General features: G+C 72.6%; 15 protein-coding genes and 1 pseudogene. 11 read left to right on the top strand and 5 right to left on the bottom strand.

All coding sequences use genetic code 11. From position 1 onward, the window contains the following. The first annotated feature begins 163 nt into the window (after positions 1 to 163). A complete protein-coding gene (locus ACFW22_RS14965; RefSeq protein WP_386403432.1) occupies positions 164 to 565 on the top strand; it encodes a tyrosine protein phosphatase in 402 nt (133 codons plus the stop codon). A 397-nt stretch (positions 566 to 962) separates the two neighbouring features. Next, positions 963 to 2,060 carry a transposase gene (locus tag ACFW22_RS14960; RefSeq protein ID WP_386403429.1) on the top strand — a complete coding sequence of 366 codons (1,098 nt, stop codon included), beginning with the start codon at positions 963 to 965 and terminating at the stop codon, positions 2,058 to 2,060. Positions 2,061 to 2,063: 3 nt separating this feature from the next. Here the strand turns inward: ACFW22_RS14960 and ACFW22_RS14955 are convergent, their stop codons facing one another. Then, entirely contained in the window at positions 2,064 to 2,759 is a 696-nt protein-coding gene (locus tag ACFW22_RS14955; RefSeq protein ID WP_386403426.1) for a hypothetical protein, read from the bottom strand. Positions 2,760 to 3,029: 270 nt separating this feature from the next. Between ACFW22_RS14955 and ACFW22_RS14950 the strand changes: the two are divergent. Then, a pseudogene (locus tag ACFW22_RS14950) lies at positions 3,030 to 3,376 on the top strand (transposase); the annotation flags it as partial. Between the two features lie 7 nt (positions 3,377 to 3,383). On the opposite strand, the gene ACFW22_RS14945 reads toward ACFW22_RS14950, so the two are convergent. Next, on the bottom strand, positions 3,384 to 4,169 hold the full coding sequence (locus ACFW22_RS14945) for an SDR family NAD(P)-dependent oxidoreductase (protein ID WP_386403423.1): 786 nt from the start codon (positions 4,167 to 4,169) through the stop codon (positions 3,384 to 3,386). 114 nt (positions 4,170 to 4,283) lie between these two features. Further along, positions 4,284 to 4,691, bottom strand: a complete 408-nt coding sequence (locus ACFW22_RS14940; protein ID WP_386403419.1) for a VOC family protein — start codon at positions 4,689 to 4,691, stop codon at positions 4,284 to 4,286. 326 nt (positions 4,692 to 5,017) lie between these two features. Here ACFW22_RS14940 and ACFW22_RS14935 point away from each other — a divergent pair, with 326 nt between their 5' ends. Next, positions 5,018 to 5,653 (top strand): nucleoside/nucleotide kinase family protein, encoded by a 636-nt coding sequence (locus ACFW22_RS14935; RefSeq protein ID WP_386403416.1) that lies wholly within the window; start codon positions 5,018 to 5,020, stop codon positions 5,651 to 5,653. A gap of 168 nt (positions 5,654 to 5,821) precedes the next feature. Next, entirely contained in the window at positions 5,822 to 6,454 is a 633-nt protein-coding gene (locus ACFW22_RS14930; RefSeq protein WP_386403413.1) for a MarC family protein, read from the top strand. Here ACFW22_RS14930 and ACFW22_RS14925 read toward each other — a convergent pair. Next, positions 6,429 to 7,235 (bottom strand): hypothetical protein, encoded by an 807-nt coding sequence (locus ACFW22_RS14925; protein ID WP_386403410.1) that lies wholly within the window; start codon positions 7,233 to 7,235, stop codon positions 6,429 to 6,431. The genes ACFW22_RS14930 and ACFW22_RS14925 overlap by 26 nt on opposite strands. A 97-nt stretch (positions 7,236 to 7,332) precedes the next feature. Between ACFW22_RS14925 and ACFW22_RS14920 the strand changes: the two genes are divergently transcribed. The 4 genes from ACFW22_RS14920 (at position 7,333) to ACFW22_RS14905 (ending at position 11,013) form a co-directional block, all read left to right on the top strand. Further along, positions 7,333 to 7,857 (top strand): tetratricopeptide repeat protein, encoded by a 525-nt coding sequence (locus ACFW22_RS14920; RefSeq protein WP_386403407.1) that lies wholly within the window; start codon positions 7,333 to 7,335, stop codon positions 7,855 to 7,857. Positions 7,858 to 7,871: 14 nt separating this feature from the next. Next, positions 7,872 to 8,753 carry a LysR family transcriptional regulator gene (locus tag ACFW22_RS14915; protein ID WP_386403404.1) on the top strand — a complete coding sequence of 294 codons (882 nt, stop codon included), beginning with the start codon at positions 7,872 to 7,874 and terminating at the stop codon, positions 8,751 to 8,753. Between the two features lie 49 nt (positions 8,754 to 8,802). Beyond that, on the top strand, positions 8,803 to 9,762 hold the full coding sequence (locus tag ACFW22_RS14910) for a hypothetical protein (protein WP_386403401.1): 960 nt from the start codon (positions 8,803 to 8,805) through the stop codon (positions 9,760 to 9,762). A gap of 75 nt (positions 9,763 to 9,837) precedes the next feature. Next, complete coding sequence (locus tag ACFW22_RS14905; protein WP_386403398.1) at positions 9,838 to 11,013, top strand: M24 family metallopeptidase; 1,176 nt, start codon at positions 9,838 to 9,840, stop codon at positions 11,011 to 11,013. 71 nt (positions 11,014 to 11,084) lie between these two features. On the opposite strand, the gene treZ is transcribed toward ACFW22_RS14905, so the two are convergent. Continuing rightward, complete coding sequence (gene treZ / locus ACFW22_RS14900) at positions 11,085 to 12,836, bottom strand: malto-oligosyltrehalose trehalohydrolase (RefSeq protein ID WP_386403395.1); 1,752 nt, start codon at positions 12,834 to 12,836, stop codon at positions 11,085 to 11,087. 303 nt (positions 12,837 to 13,139) lie between these two features. Here treZ and ACFW22_RS14895 point away from each other — a divergent pair, with 303 nt between their 5' ends. Together ACFW22_RS14895 and ACFW22_RS14890 are read left to right on the top strand one after the other, a co-directional pair. Beyond that, complete coding sequence (locus tag ACFW22_RS14895; protein ID WP_386403392.1) at positions 13,140 to 13,688, top strand: FHA domain-containing protein; 549 nt, start codon at positions 13,140 to 13,142, stop codon at positions 13,686 to 13,688. Between the two features lie 141 nt (positions 13,689 to 13,829). Next, entirely contained in the window at positions 13,830 to 14,963 is a 1,134-nt protein-coding gene (locus ACFW22_RS14890; RefSeq protein WP_386403389.1) for a cytochrome P450, read from the top strand. Positions 14,964 to 14,981: the final 18 nt, after the last annotated feature.

The raw sequence follows: 14,981 nt of genomic DNA, 5'->3' as shown, positions 1-14,981 counted from the left end.
GAGGAGCCGTGCTCGCTGCGAACCGACGACCTCGACCCAGCCCGTCGAAGCACGGCCGCCCCAGCCACCCCGACCCCGAACGAGCTCCGCGCCGAACCGGTCCGACCCCTGACCCCGGCCGTCCGATTACCACCTGACCGCACAGAACGAAAGTACTGCTGACATGCGACCCATCCTCTTCACCATCGACCTCCCCGGCCCGGGGCGACTGAGCACGATGGCCAGACCCCGCGGCAACGACTGGCTCGGAGACGAGATGACCGCCCTGAAGGACTGTGGCGTCGACATCCTGGTCTGCGCGCTCACAGGAACCGAACTCGACGAACTCGGCCTCGCAGACGAACCCGGGACAGCCGTTACGACCGGGCTGCAGTTCGTCGCCGTACCCATCCCCGACCGCACCGTCCCCGACCTCACCACGGTCCTGCCCACCCTGCACGGACTTGCCGAACAGCTGCACGAAGGCGCACACGTCGTCACTCACTGCCGAGCCGGCATCGGACGCTCATCCCTCCTCGCCGCCGCACTCCTCATCCTCAACGGCGCCGATCCCAACACCTCCTAATTCGTTGGTAATTAGAGGTTCTGGATCTCTGAGGGGCCCGGGGCGGCGTTGTCCAGCCTGGGGTAGGGCGTGTGTGGTCCGGTCGGTGCCGTGGTGACCCCTACGACACCTCCGACCGTGCGAGGTCTTTGCAAAGACTGGTGGCGCTGGGCGCCGGCCGGTCCTCGCACGTTCTGCCCCCGCGGGCCTGTCGGGTTCGGGATCCTCGATGGATGAGCTGCCGCACGGTGACGCGTTTCTCCTCACGAGCTCCGAGCTCTGGACACGGCGCGCCCGTGCGGCCTTGCAGCGCCGCGCACGGCTGATGAGATGGCGGACCAGAGAGTCCTGGAATTAGTACGCCGTGCCGCCCCGCGTGCTCGCCTTCGAGAACGGCACCGGAGAAGGGGCGAGATCCATGGACGTGTTTTGCGGGATCGACTGGGCGGAGGGCCATCACGACGTCGCGCTCGTCGACGACACCGGCAAGCTGCTGGCCAAGTGCCGGATCAACGACGACCTGGAGGGCTACCGCCTGCTGCTCGACCTGCTGGCCGAGCACGGCGACTCCGCGGACCCGGGCGCCGCCCCGGTGCTGGCGAACGTCATCCGTACCGACGCGCCGGTGCACCGCCCTCTGCCCGCCGACACCGACCTGGCCCAGGTCGTCGCCGTCCTGGCCCGCGCACAGCAGGACGCGGTCTGGAACCGCCAGCAGGTCGCCAACCAGCTGCGGTCCCTGCTGAGGGAGTACTTCCCGGCGATGATCGAGGCGTTCAAGGACAAACCAGGAACCCTGACCCGCCCCGATGCCCGCCGCATCCTCGCCGTCGCACCCACACCTGCCCTGGCCGCCAAGCTGCAGATGTGGAAGCTGACTGCCATGCTCAAGCGAGCCGGCCGCCGCCGCGGCATCGAAACCGACGCCGAACGAATCCAGCAGCTCTTCCGCCAGGAAGCCCCTCGACAGCTGCCCCTCGTCGAAGACGCCATGGGTAAGCAGGCACAGGCCCTGCTGCTGCAGCTGGACGCGGCCTGCCAGGCGGTCGATGACCTGGCGCGGGCCACCGAGGAAGCCGTTCGGTCACACCCGGACGCGGCGATCATGCTGAGCTTCCCGGGGATCGGTTGCCAGGTCGGCGCCCGCATCCTGGGGGAGACCGGTGACGACAGGAGCCGGTTCGCTACGGCTGGAGGACTGAAGGCGTACGCCGGCTCGGCCCCGGTCACGCGGGCTTCTGGCAAGCGCCGTTATGTCGGTCGTCGGTTCGTGAAGAACAACCGGCTCAACCACGTCGGGCACCTGTGGGCCTTCGCCTCCCTGAGCGGTTCATCCGGCGCGGACGCTGACTACCGGCGCCGCCGGGCCGGAGGGGACTGGCACATGCAGGCTCTGCGGCACCTGTTCAACCGCATGCCGGGGCAGCTGCATCACTGCCTCCTCGCCCGCGTTCCTTTCGACGAAGCCACGGCTTTCCCTCCAGGGGCTGCGAAGCCGCAGCCGGCCAGTTCATGAGGCTCAAGGCATGAGGGCAGTCGACACGCGAGCCAGGTCTTCCGGGGTGAGGGCGAAGCCGTTGGACGGGTTCCGGTACGAGTACGCGCCGTCGTCCAGGCGGACACCGTTCTTGCTGGTCCAGCGTGAGGTTCCTCCCGCTCCTTGGCCCTCAACGAGAGCGGCGGCGAGTTCTTCGGGGGCCTCAACGGCAGTATGGGCGCTGAGAGCTGCCATCAGGCGGTGCTCTGCGTCGTCCGGGATGTTGTCGTCTCCGAGCGCGGGCAGCAGCAACAGGAGGCGGCGGTGTGGATCGGCTGTGCTGCCACCGGGCAGCCCGTTGTCGACGGCGGTGAACAGCTCGGGCCAGGACAGGGCGGGACCCATGAAGTGCCCGTCGTCCTTGGCCAGCAACAGTGCCCGCTCCCAGCTGGGGTGATGCAGGAGGTAGTCGACACCGGGGTCGTCCTTCCACGCGCGGTAGACGACGTGGAGGAGGTGCCCGGCGGCCAGCGGGATGGTGAAGACGGGCCACTCCGCCCGCTCCCGCAGCTCCCGGTGGAACATCTCGGCCGCCTCGTAGTCCGCACCGAAGAGCAGCTCTTCCGAGTCCTCGTCGTGCGCACACGAGTAAAGGTGGCCAAGCCAGAAGAGAGGTTCCTGCAGCAGCTCTGGCGCGTGGACGAGAGGCTGACCGTCGTACCCGGGTATCTCCACCATGCCGATCATCATGCCGCCTACCCGGCTGCCCCTACACGGTCGGCCCCGATGCTCCGGGGCCACGCCGCAGAGCATCGCGTGCGTTGTCACGACGATGCTGACTATGAAATTCCACGGTGCATCTTGACGGCTTAACTCCATGAGGTGTCTTGGCAGCAGATCGAACGGGCCCGCGGGCTCGCTGTCCCGGATACCGAAGAGCAGCGAGAGTGGACGATGGAACTGCCCAAATGGTCATTGTTTTGACATGACAGATTCCATGGAAGCCCGAGGTTCCCGGAGTTCTGCCGTTGCCTGCGTTCCCTGCGCCCCATGGGGAAACGCATCGCGATCGTGCGTGACGACCACGTGCCGCACCTGATTGCGAAGCGGTGCGGCCGGGTGGCCGCCCGGGCCGAGGCGAACAACGCTGAAGTCGCCTGCACCCCGACCGAAACCCCTCGTGGCTGAACCGGATCGAGGCTCGGTTCACGGCCCTGCGCCACTGCACCCTCGACGGCACCGACCACGCCAGCCACAAGGAGCAGGGCAGCACGATCTGCTGCTCCGTCATCTGGCGGAACGAACATGCCCAAGACGAACGCCCTCGCGCCGTCGTGAACAGGGCGAACGTCGCCCGATGCGCTAGTGGACGGAGAACCCGCCGTCCACGAAGAGGGACTGGCCCGTCACGTACGCCGAGGAGGCGCTCGCCAGGAAGACGGCCGCGCCCGCGAAGTCCTCCGCCAGGCCGTTGCGCCCGACCATCGTGCGCGAGGCCAGGGCGGCGACCTTCTCCGGGTCGGAGGAGAGCCGCCGGTTGAGCGGGGTCATCACGAAGCCGGGGACCAGGGTGTTGGCGGTGACGCCGTACGGGGACCACGCCTCGGCCTGAGAACGGGCGAGTGACTCCAGGGCGCCCTTGGACACCCCGTACGCCCCGCTCTGGACGAACGCGCGGTGCGCCTGCTGGGACGTGACGTGGATGATCCGCCCGAAGCCCCGCTCGGCCATCCCGGGACCGAACCGCTGCCCGAGCAGGAACGGCGCCTCCAGGTTCACGGTCATGGTCGTGTCCCACGCCTCCTCGTCCAGCTCGCCGAACGGCGGACGGAGGTTGATCCCGGCCGAGTTCACCAGGACGTCCGGTTCGCCGAAGACGTCCGCGGCCGCTTCCGCGCCCGCCTTGATGCCCTCCCGGGTGCTCAGGTCGGCGCTCACCCAGGCCGCACGGCACCCGTCGGCCCTCAGCGCGTCGACGGTCGCGATGAGCCCGGCCTCCTTGCGGGCCAGGACCACCACGCTCGCCCCGGCCCGGGCCAGGGCGCCCGCGACGGCCCGGCCGATGCCGGAGCTGCCGCCCGTGACCAGGGCCGTGCGTCCTTCGAGGGAGAAGAGTCCGGAGAGGTAGCCGGAGGGGGTGCTACTCATGGCGGGCGCTCCTCGCGAAGACGGATGGCAGGCGCACGCATCCTGGCACACGGTTTCCGAGGGCCGGAGCCGGTGGAACGGGACGGCCCGCCGGAACCGGGAGGTCCGGCGGTGCTACGCCGCCGGCTGGAGCAGGTCCCAGCGGTTTCCGTAGAGGTCCTCGAAGACGACGACCGAGCCGTACGGCTCGTGGCGCGGCTCCTCCAGGAACGTCACCCCGGCCTCGGCCATGCGGGCGTGGTCCCGTGAGAAGTCCTCGGTGTGGAGGAAGAACCCGACCCGGCCACCCGTCTGGTTGCCGACCGAGGCCTCCTGCTCGGGGTTCTTGGCGCGGGCCAGGAGCAGGCCCGCGTTGCCGAGGCCGCCGACGCCCGCTGCGCCACGCGGACGGACGACGACCCAGCGGCTTCCGTCGCCGCGGTCGGTGTCCTCGACCAGGTCGAAGCCGAGGGCGTCGGTGTAGAAGGCGATGGCCTCGTCGTAGTCACGGACGACGAGGGTGACGAGTGCGATGGACGACATTGCCCCAACGTAATACGGGCAAGAAGTAGGAATCCATCCGTGTCGACCCGCGTCGTCGCGACTTCGACCCTCGCCGGATGGAGGGTGCGAACGAGGGTCCGGGGGAGGGAGGGGAGAGGGGTCGGCCGAGGGTCCCCGCCTCTCGTGGAGGAAACCGCTCCGGTCCGTCGGCCCGCTGGCGCCGGACGACCGCGGGATCGTGCTCCGCCGGCCCGGGGCGGTGCGGTCGAGCCGTGCGCGGTGCCGGGCGCGCCGTGGCCCGGACCCGTGGCCGGTCCCGCTGCCGGGCTTCGGATGCGGAGCCCGGCAGCGGATCCGGTGCGAGAATGCCCCGCATGGACGCACGGGAGTTCGGCCGGCTCGCCGCTCGCGCCCGGGAACTCGCCGTGCCCGGAACCCGGCGGATCCTCGGGCTGGCGGGCGCGCCCGGAGCCGGGAAGTCCACCCTCGCCGCGCAGCTCGTCGCCCGCCTCGACGGGCTCGCGGTCCTCGTGCCGATGGACGGCTTCCACCTGGCGGGAGCCGAGCTGGAGCGACTCGACCGGGCCGGTCGGAAGGGCGCGCCGGACACCTTCGACGCCGCCGGATACGTGGCGCTCCTCGCCCGACTGCGCACCCCCGTCCCCGGCACCACCGTCTACGCGCCCGCGTTCGACCGCTCCTTGGAAGAACCGGTCGCCGGGGCGGTGCCGGTGGGGCCCGAGGTCCCGCTCGTCGTCACCGAGGGCAACTACCTGCTGCACGACCGGGGCGCGTGGGCCGCCGTCCTGCCCCTCCTCGACGAGGCCTGGTACCTGGACCTGGACGCCCGCCGCAGGGTCCCCCGGCTGGTCGAGCGGCACGTCCGCTTCGGCAAGGACCGGGACCGTGCCGAACGCTGGGTCCGCGATTCCGACGAGGCCAACGCCCGCCTGGTGGCCCGCGGCAGGGACCGTGCGCACCGGATCGTGAGGATGGATTGAAGGGGGTTCCGTCCCGACGGCCCCCGGAAGCCCCCGGCCGGTGGAGTCCCCTGCCGTCGCGGTCCGGTCGCGCGGGGGCACGGCCGGCGGGACGATGGGGAGGCCGGCGAGCGCCGTGGGTACGGTGCGCCCGACCACGGCCGCTCCGTCGTCCTGCGGGAGGCATGCATGAGCACGGTGGAGCTCACGGTCCAGGCGACGATCTCCTTGGTGTTCCTGGTCGACCCCTTCCTCCGCGGCGTCTTCTTCCGGCTGCTCACCGAGGACGAACCCGAGCGGCGGCGCGCATACGTCGGCCGGATCATGATGACCATCGCGGTCACCCTGGGCGGGGCGGCCCTGGTGGGCAAGGAACTGCTCGATCTGGTCGGCATCGACCTGGGGGCCTTCGGGATCGCCGGCGGTCTGGTGCTGGCCCTGATGGGCTTCGAGATGCTCTTCGGCGGTGCGCCCACGCGCGCTCAGGGGGGAGAGCGTGCGCACCGGGATCCCGGACCGAAGTCGGCCGAGGAGTCGATCGTGGTGCCCTACGCCATTCCCTTCATGGCGGGTCCGGGCGCCATCACCGCGGTCATCACGATCTCCTCGTCCGGCAGCGGTTGGTCCGGTCCGGTCGCGGCGCTCATCGCGGTGGGCATCACCGTGGCGCTGATCCCGGTGGGACACCTGCTCCTGGCCGACCGGATGAACCCGTCGCCCCAGACCACGGCCCTCATGACGCGGTTCGGTGGCCTCGTCGTCGCCACGATCGGGATCCAGCTCATGCTCGGAGGCGTCAAGACGTACTTCGGCATCGGATGAGGGCGGCTCCGGCGGCGGCGGGCGCCGCCGGCCCGCCGGTTCCGCGGACGGCGCCGCCCGCGTGCCGCGTCGCCGCCGTCGCCAGTGCGCGGACCAGCGGATGCGGGCGGGTGCCGTCGCCGGACAGCTCCGGCTGGAAGAGGGTGGCCAGGAAGAAGGGGTGCGAGGGGAGTTCCGCGATCCTGACCCCACCCTCCTCGTCGGTTCCGGTGAAGCGGAGACCATGACTCCGAAGGGTGTCCAGATGGCGCCCGTCCGGGCCGTAGGCGCAGTGGTAGCGCTCGGTCGTCCGTTCCGCACCGAGGGCCGCGCCGGCGAGCGAATCGGCGTCGACCCGTACGACACCCTCGTGGCCCACGAGCGAGCAGGCGAGCGGTGCGATCAGCAGGTCGGCCGGGTCCGCCGCCGGATCGGCCTCGGCGTGCGCCGCCCGCTCCAGACCGCAGACGTTCCGCGCGTACTCGATCAGGACGTGCTGGAAGCCGCCGCAGCTGCCGAGGAGCGGAATGCCGCCCTCGCGGGCCGTGCGGATCGCGGCGAGCGCACCCGTCTCGCTCGCGTACGGGCTGCCCGGCAGCACCCACACCGCGTCGAAGCCCTCCACCGCCCCCGGAGCCTCCGCATCGGGCGTCGGGACCCAGTACGCGTCCAGGACCAGACCGTCGCGCTCGGCGAGGGAGTCCAGGACGACCGGGACCCGGACGTGCGAGCGGACGTGCGGGGAACGGTCGCCGATCAGGGCGATCCGGGGGACGTGCGGGGAGTGTGCGCCAGCGCTCATGGCCACCATGCTGGGCGGCACTCCCCGTTCACGTCCAATGATGATTCCTGCACCTTCCATCAGACCTGCTGATGTCGATCTCGATAGGGTGACGCGCATGACGAACGATCGCGACTGGGAGTCCCGGGTCGCCGCCCTCTGGGAGCGCCTCGACGACCACGAGCCCGCGGACTTCCGCGCCCGCATCGCCGAGCTCGCCGCCGAACGGTCCGACGACGACGCAGCCGCCGTCTTCGAACGGGGCGCCGCCCACGACTCCACCGGGATGCCCGAGGAAGCCGTCACCCTCTACCGGCGCGCCCTCGACCTCGGCCTCACCGGACTGCGCCGGCGCCGGGCCGTCATCCAACTCGCCAGCAGCCTGCGCAACCTCGGTCGCCCCGACCGCAGCGTCGAACTCCTCACCGCCGAACGCGCCCTCCCCGAGGACCGGCTCGACGCCGAGGAGCGGGCCCTCTCCGGAGCCGTCGACGCCTTCCTCGCCCTCGCCCTCGCCGACACCGGCCGGGACCGGGAGGCCGCCGCCCTCGCCCTCGGCGCCCTCGCCCCCCTGCTGCCCCGCTACAACCGCTCCCTCGCCCACTACGCCCGCGCCCTCCTCACCGCCCCCGACGGGTCCTGAGCGGCCGACCCGGCATGGACCCGCACCTCCTGCGCACCTACGTCACCGTCACCCGGCTCGCCTCCTTCTCCGCAGCCGCGCGGGAACTCGGCTACACCCAGTCCGCGGTGTCCCAGCACATCGCCGCCCTGGAGGCCGACCTCGGACTCCCGCTGCTCACCCGGCGCCCCGTCGCCCCCACACCGGCGGGCGAGCGGCTCCTCGAACACGCACGGCCGCTCCTGCTCCGCCTGGACGCGGCCCGTGCCGACCTCGACCGGTTCGCCGCCGCGCCCCGGACCGCCCTGAGCATCGCCGCCTCCCCCCTGGCACTCACCCCGAGGACCCTTGCCGCCCTGCCCACCACCGCGGTCACCCTGCGCGCACTGCCCCGCGACCTGGTGCCCGCCGCTGTCGCCACCGGCGAAGCCGACGCCGGACTCGTCGAGGGGGTCGTCGCGCCCAGCGACCCGCTTCCGCTCCCCGACGTCGCCCCGCTCACCGCCGCCGGCGTCGCCGAAGAGCCGCTCGTCGTCGTCCTGCCCGCCGGCCACCCGCTCGCCGGCCGGCGCGGACTCCGCCTCGCCGACCTCGTCGACGCCCGCTGGCTGGACGCACCCGCCGCCGGCATCCCCCTCGACCGACTCCGGACCGTCCACGGCGGCCCCGCCGGGCACGGCTTCCGCACCGCGCTGCGCTACGAGGGCACCGACGCCGGCACCCTCACCGCCCTCGCCGCCGCCGGGCACGGTCTCGCCCTCCTGCCGCGCCCCGCGACGGACGGCTCCCCCGGGGCGGTCGTCGTCCCCCTGGTCGAGCCCCGACTGGTCCACCGCACCGAACTCCTCCTCGCGGCGGGCGTCCACCGCGAACCGCACGGTCCGGTGGCCGAGTTCACCGGACGGCTCAAGAGCTGACACCCGCAGTCGCTACCCTGTGCCCAACGGCGAGGGAAGGCGGACGGGTGTGGGGTGGCTGCGACGAGGACCCAGGCGGGACGGCGGCGACGTACCGAGGGACCCCGAGTTCGCGTACTTCTCCCAGCGCGAGGCCGCGCTCTTCCGCGGCCGGGTCCGCACCACCTTCGCCGAACTCGGCCTGGAGGTCACCGTCTACGCCGACCACGTCGTCGACGACAAGGGCCGCCGGTTCGGCCTCGACAACCTCGCCGCCGTCTGCCACCAGGACCGGCGCGGCTCCCGCGTCTGGCCCGGCCTGATCCAACGGCACATCGGCCTCGTCGTCCGGGCCATGGAAGGCCCCTCCGCGCTCGACACCCTGCCGCCCGAGCAGATCCGCGCCCAGCTCTACCCCCGGGTCGTCAGCGGCGACGGGATCGACGCCACCTCCTTCGGCTACGCCAGGACCGTCGCCCCCGGCCTCTACGAGATCCTCGCCCTCGACCTCCCGGAGAGCGTGATGATGCTCACCGACGAGGCACTGGAACGGCTCGGCGACCACGCGCAGTTGCGCGACCGGGCCCTGCGCAACCTGCGCGGACTGCCCGTCGAGGAACACGAGACGGTCCGGGACGCCGACGGCATGTGCTTCGAGGTCATCCTCGGCGATTCCTTCTACACCGCCAGTCGCGTCCTCGACCTCGACGGCGTCGCCCGGCGCGTCACCGGCCTGCCGCTCGGCGAGCACGGCGCCCTCGTCGCCCTGCCGTTCCGGCACCAACTCGCCTTCCACCCCATCCGGGACACCTCGATCATCCCGGCGCTCGGCGCGATGGCCTCCTTCGCGGCCTCCGGGTACGAGGACGTGCCGGGCGCCATCAGCCCCTACGTCTTCTGGTGGCGCGGCGGCACCCTCACCCAGCTCAGCGAGCACGACGAGGAGCGGGGCGACCTGCGGATCGTCGTCGGCGACGACTTCCACGAACTGCTGGAACGCCTCATCGCCCAGGGACCCGACCGCCGCTGATCCGCTCGCGCCCCCCGGCCCCGCCCGGCAGGATGCTGTACGTCGCACCGGACGAGGACGTCAAGGAGAAGCCCCATGTCGAGCACGGACCCCACGGAGGAGTTCGTCCCCTTCACCACGGACGACTACCGGGCCAGGATGGCACGCGCCGCCGAGTCCGCCGCCGGGGCGGGACTCGCGGGCGTCCTCGTCGCCCCGGGCCCCGACCTGGTCTACCTCACCGGTTACCAGCCGACCGCGATCACCGAGCGGCTCACCGTCCTCGTCCTCGCCGCAGGGAGGGAGCCGGTCCTCGTCGTCCCGACGCTGGAGGCTCCGGACGCCGCGAAGGCCCCCGGAGCCGCCGCCCTCACCCTGCGCGACTGGACCGACGGCAAGGACCCGTACGCCCTCACCGCCCCGCTCCTCGACGCCTCCGGCCCTCCCCACGGCCCCGAGGGCGCGGGAGGCAGTCGCATCGGCATCAGCGACAACGCCTGGGCCATGCACCTCCTCGGCCTTCAGAAGGCCCTGCCCGACACGTCGTACGTCTCCCTGACCGAGGCCCTGCCGATGCTCCGCGCCGTCAAGGACGCCCACGAGCTGGCCCGCATCGCCGCGGCCGGCGCCGCTGCCGACCAGGCGTACGGCGAGATCCTCAAGGTCCGCTTCGCCGGCCGCAAGGAGACCGACGTCGCCGCGGACCTCGCCGCCCTGCTCCTGGGTTTCGGGCACTCGCAGGTCGACTTCACCGTCGTCGGTTCCGGCCCCAACGGAGCCAACCCGCACCACGAGGCCGGCGACCGGGTCATCGAGCGCGGCGACATGGTCGTCCTCGACTTCGGCGGCCTCAAGCACGGCTACGGCTCCGACACCACCCGCACCGTCCACGTGGGCGAGCCCACCGACGAGGAGCGCCGCGTCCACGACCTCGTCCGCGAGGCCCAGCAGGCCGGCTTCGAGGCCGTGCGTCCGGGGGTCGCCTGCCAGGAGGTCGACCGGGCGGCCCGCAAGGTCATCGCGGACGCCGGCTACGGCGAGCACTTCATCCACCGCACCGGCCACGGCATCGGCGTCACCACCCATGAACCCCCTTACATGATCGAGGGCGAGGAGCTGCCCGTGGTTCCCGGCATGTGCTTCTCCATCGAACCGGGCGTCTACCTCCCGGGCCGCTTCGGCGTCCGCATCGAGGACATCGTCACGGCCACCGAGGACGGCGGACGGCGCCGCTTCAACAACACCCCGCACGAGATGGCGATCGTCGAGTAACCCCCGTCCGGCGGCACGAACGGGAACACGTCGTGCGCCCCGGGCGGTGGCCGGCCGTCAGCCGTCAGCCGTCAGCCGTCCGTGAGGACGACCGCCGACTCGCCGGGGAGGCGGAGGACGCCGTCCGCCGTCGGGGCGTCGACCGGGTCCCAGGAGGCCAGGACCCGGTCGCGGCCGTTGGAGCCGAGCGGGATGGCCACCGGCTCCTTGCCCAGGTTGACCGCCACCCGCAGGTCCCCGCGCCGGAAGACCAACCAGCGGGCCTCCTCGTCGAAGGCCACCTTCACGCCCGACAGATCGGGGTCCGTCAGATCGGCCAGCGTGCGGCGCAGGGCGATCAGGTCGCGGTGCCAGGCCAGCAGCCGTTTGTGGGGGTCCCGTTCCCGTTCCCCGCGGTCCAGGACCGATCGGTCACGGGTGGCCGGCTCCTGCGGGTCGGGGACGTCCTCCTCCGCCCAGCCGTGCGCCGCGAACTCCTTCCGCCTGCCCTGGCGCACGGCCTCCGCTAGTTCCGGATCGGTGTGGTCGGTGAAGTACATCCACGGAGTGCCCGCCCCCCACTCCTCGCCCATGAACAGCATCGGTACCGAAGGCCCGGTGAGCACGAGCGTCGCCGCGCAGGCGAGCAGGCCGGGGGAGAGGGAAGCCGAAAGCCGGTCGCCGATCGCCCTGTTGCCGATCTGGTCATGGGTCTGTGCGTAGCCCAGGAAGCGGTGGGCCGGGGTCCGTTCCTGGTCCACGGGCCGGCCGTGATGGCGGCCCCGGAAGGTCGAGTAGGTGCCGTCGTGGAAGAAGACACGGGTGAGCGTCTTGGCGAGCGCAGCCATCGGGGCGCGTGCGAAGTCGGCGTAGTAGCCCTGCGATTCGCCGGTCAGGGCGGTGTGCAGGGCATGGTGGAAGTCGTCGTTCCACTGGGCGTGCACCCCTAGGCCGCCGAGCGCCCGGGGGGTCGTGGTGCGGGGGTCGGCCAGGTCGGACTCCGCGATCAGGAAGTGCTGGCGCCCTTGTTCCCGCGCCAGCTCGTCCACGGCGGCGGACAGCTCCTCGAGGAAGGTCAGTGCCCGGGTGTCGGCGAGCGCGTGCACCGCGTCGAGCCGCAGCCCGTCGATCCGGTAGTCCCGCAGCCAGGCGAGCGCGCTCCCCAGGAAGTACGCCCGCACCTCGTCCGAACCCGGTGCGTCCAGGTTCACCGCCGCGCCCCAGGGGGTGTGGTGGGTCTCGGTGAAGTACGGGCCGAAGGAGGGGAGGTGGTTGCCGGACGGGCCCAGGTGGTTGTGCACCACGTCGAGGACCACGCCCATGCCGAGCCCGTGCGCCGCGTCCACGAAGCGCTTCAGCGCCCCGGGGCCGCCGTACGGCTCGTGCACCGCCCACGGCGCCACCCCGTCGTACCCCCAACCCCGCACCCCGGGGAACGGGCACAGCGGCATCAGCTCCACGTGGGTGATGCCGAGGCCCGCCAGCTCCCCCAGGGAGGCGGTCGCCGCATCGAGGGTGCCCTCCGGGGTGAACGTACCGACGTGCAGCTCGTACAGGACGGCGCTGCGCAGCCGCAGCCGGGGCGACTCGTGCCGCCATGCGTACGCCGAGTGGTCGACGACCGCGCTCAGGCCGTCGGGGCCGTCCGGCAGTCGGCGCGAGCGCGGGTCGGGCACCAGCGGGCCGCCGTCGAGGGAGAAGCCGTACCGGTCGCCGTCCTCGGCGGCCACCACGCCCGACCACCAACCGTCCCGTTCCGCGTCCCGGTCCAAGGGGTGGTCCGAGCCGTTCAGCTCCAGCGTCACCCGGTCACGGGCGCTCGGCGCCCACACCTCGAAGAGCACGGGAATCCCCTCGTCGACGGACCAGCCGGCGGGCGGCTGACTACACCGCGACCATCCTGGCAGCCAGGACCCCGACGCGCCCGGTGCATCCCGCACGTGGTTGGTCGCGCGCCCGAACGCGACGCGGTCCGTGCGGGTGAAGGCCGTCCGCCTCCGGCCCGTTCCCCGGGGCCGTCACCGCCCGGATCCGGGGTGCGCCGACGGCGGACCGCAGGGGTGCCCTCGATGCGACCGGGCCGGGGATCTTCCCAGGTCCGGGGCGCTTCTGGACACGCCGGGGGCAGCAGGTCGACAATCGCAGATGTGACGACCCCTTTCGAGCTTCCGGCGAACTCCCCTCGGCCCACCGATGCCGAGCGGGACCGTGCGCTGGGGTTGCTCCGGGAGGGCGCCGCCCAGGGCCGTCTTTCGCACGACACCTTCCTGTTTCGGATGGAGCGCGTGCTGACGGCCCGTCGACCCGATGAACTCGCGCTCCTCACCGCCGACTTGCGGGCCGAGGGCACCTGGACCCGGCGGGTGGTGGGTGCGGTCGGGAAGATGTCCGCATTCACGGCGCGGATCGGACGGGCCTGGCACGCCGAGCGACTGCCGAAGCTGTTGCTCCCGCGCCCCGGTCCGTACCCGTTGCGCATCGGTCGCGACCCGGTCAACGGGCTGCGGCTCAGCCACGAGACCGCCTCCCGGCGGCACGCCGAACTCTCCCTGCAGGACGGGATGTGGGTGCTGCGCGACCTCGGTTCGACGAACGGCACCACCGTCAACGGGCGGCGGGTGACCGCCGCCGTGGTGGTGCGGCCCGGAGACGTGGTCGGTTTCGGGCAGATGTCGTTCCGGCTCTCGCAGAACTGAGGAGCACGACGGCGAAGGCGCGCATCCGTTCACCCGTTCGGCGGTGTGCGGCGGGCGGTGCGGGCGACTCGATGATGGGCTGGGGAGGCGCGCGCCACGATCTCCGGCCGCGGTACCCACCGCCGATCGACAGGGGGCACGATGAGCGACGAGCCCGACCACGAGTCGAACGGGAGCGCGGGCAGCGGCCGGCCCGCACCCTCCGGAGACCCCTGGAGCCGCCTTCCGTCGATGGCCCCGGCGGTTCCTCCCCGGAAGCCGGGAAGCGGTGCTTCCGCACGCCCCCCTTTCGTCGCGACCGCCCCCGGACGCGTGCGGGCCGTGGCCGAACGGGCCGTTGACGGGCCCGGGGCACCCGGCGGACGCACCGTCGCGCCCAGCCCGCTCGATCCCGGGGCCTCGCACGATCCGCACGGAATCCACCGGACCCTGCGCGAGCAGTTCCCGCTGACCTACGACCCCCTGCTCCGGGCCTGGGTCCTCAGCCGGTACGCGGACGTGGCCGCCGCCCTCACCGACGACCGGTTCACCCACGGGCACCGGCCGGGGGACCCGCCGTGCGCGCGGGCCCACGTGGACGTCGACGTCGAGGCCCTGCGTTCGGTCACCGAACGCACCGCCCACGTCCTCGCCCGCCGGATCGCCGACCGGCCGCAGGCCGATCTGGTCGCCGACTTCTGCCACTGGCTGCCCGCCGGCACCGTCGCCGCCGCGGTCGGCGTGCCCTACCGCGACATGATGCGCCTCGTCCGCGGTCGGGCGGCCGGCGCGCTCGCGGGGGAGTGCGGCGGCCAGATCGCCGTGCGGGAGAAGGCGCTGGCCTCCTTCCTCGGGAACGTCCTGGCCGACCCGGACCAGACCGCGACCCTCCGGGACGCGCCCGCGGGGCTGGTCGCCCGTGCCTGGGGCGAGTCGCTGCGTCGGGACCCGCCGGTGCAGGTCGCCGTCCGCCGGACCCGGGCCGAGGTGCCGACGAGCGGTGGCGTCGTCCCGGCGGGAGCCCCGGTCGCCCTGCTCATCGGCTCGGCGGGGCGGGACCCCGAGCGCTTCCGCGAACCCGACCGCTTCGACCCCTTCCGCGACGACGCGGGCCAGCTCACCTACGGGACCGGGTTCTGCCCGGCGGTCCTGCTCGCGGGCTACGAAGCGGAGTACGCCCTGCGGGCCCTGTTCGCGGCGATGCCCCGGTTGCGTCTCGCCGACGGCTTCAGGCCCGTGCCCACCGGGTTGATCACCCGCGCCCCGCGCAGCCTGATCGTCCGCCCCGGCGGCTGAGCGCCGCGGCGGGGGAGG

The sequence above is a fragment of the Streptomyces sp. NPDC058872 genome (genome assembly GCF_042743065.1).
Classification (GTDB): domain Bacteria; phylum Actinomycetota; class Actinomycetes; order Streptomycetales; family Streptomycetaceae; genus Streptomyces.
The sequence above is the reverse complement of the archived record's forward strand: the minus strand, read 5'-3'. Positions and strand labels throughout refer to the sequence as shown.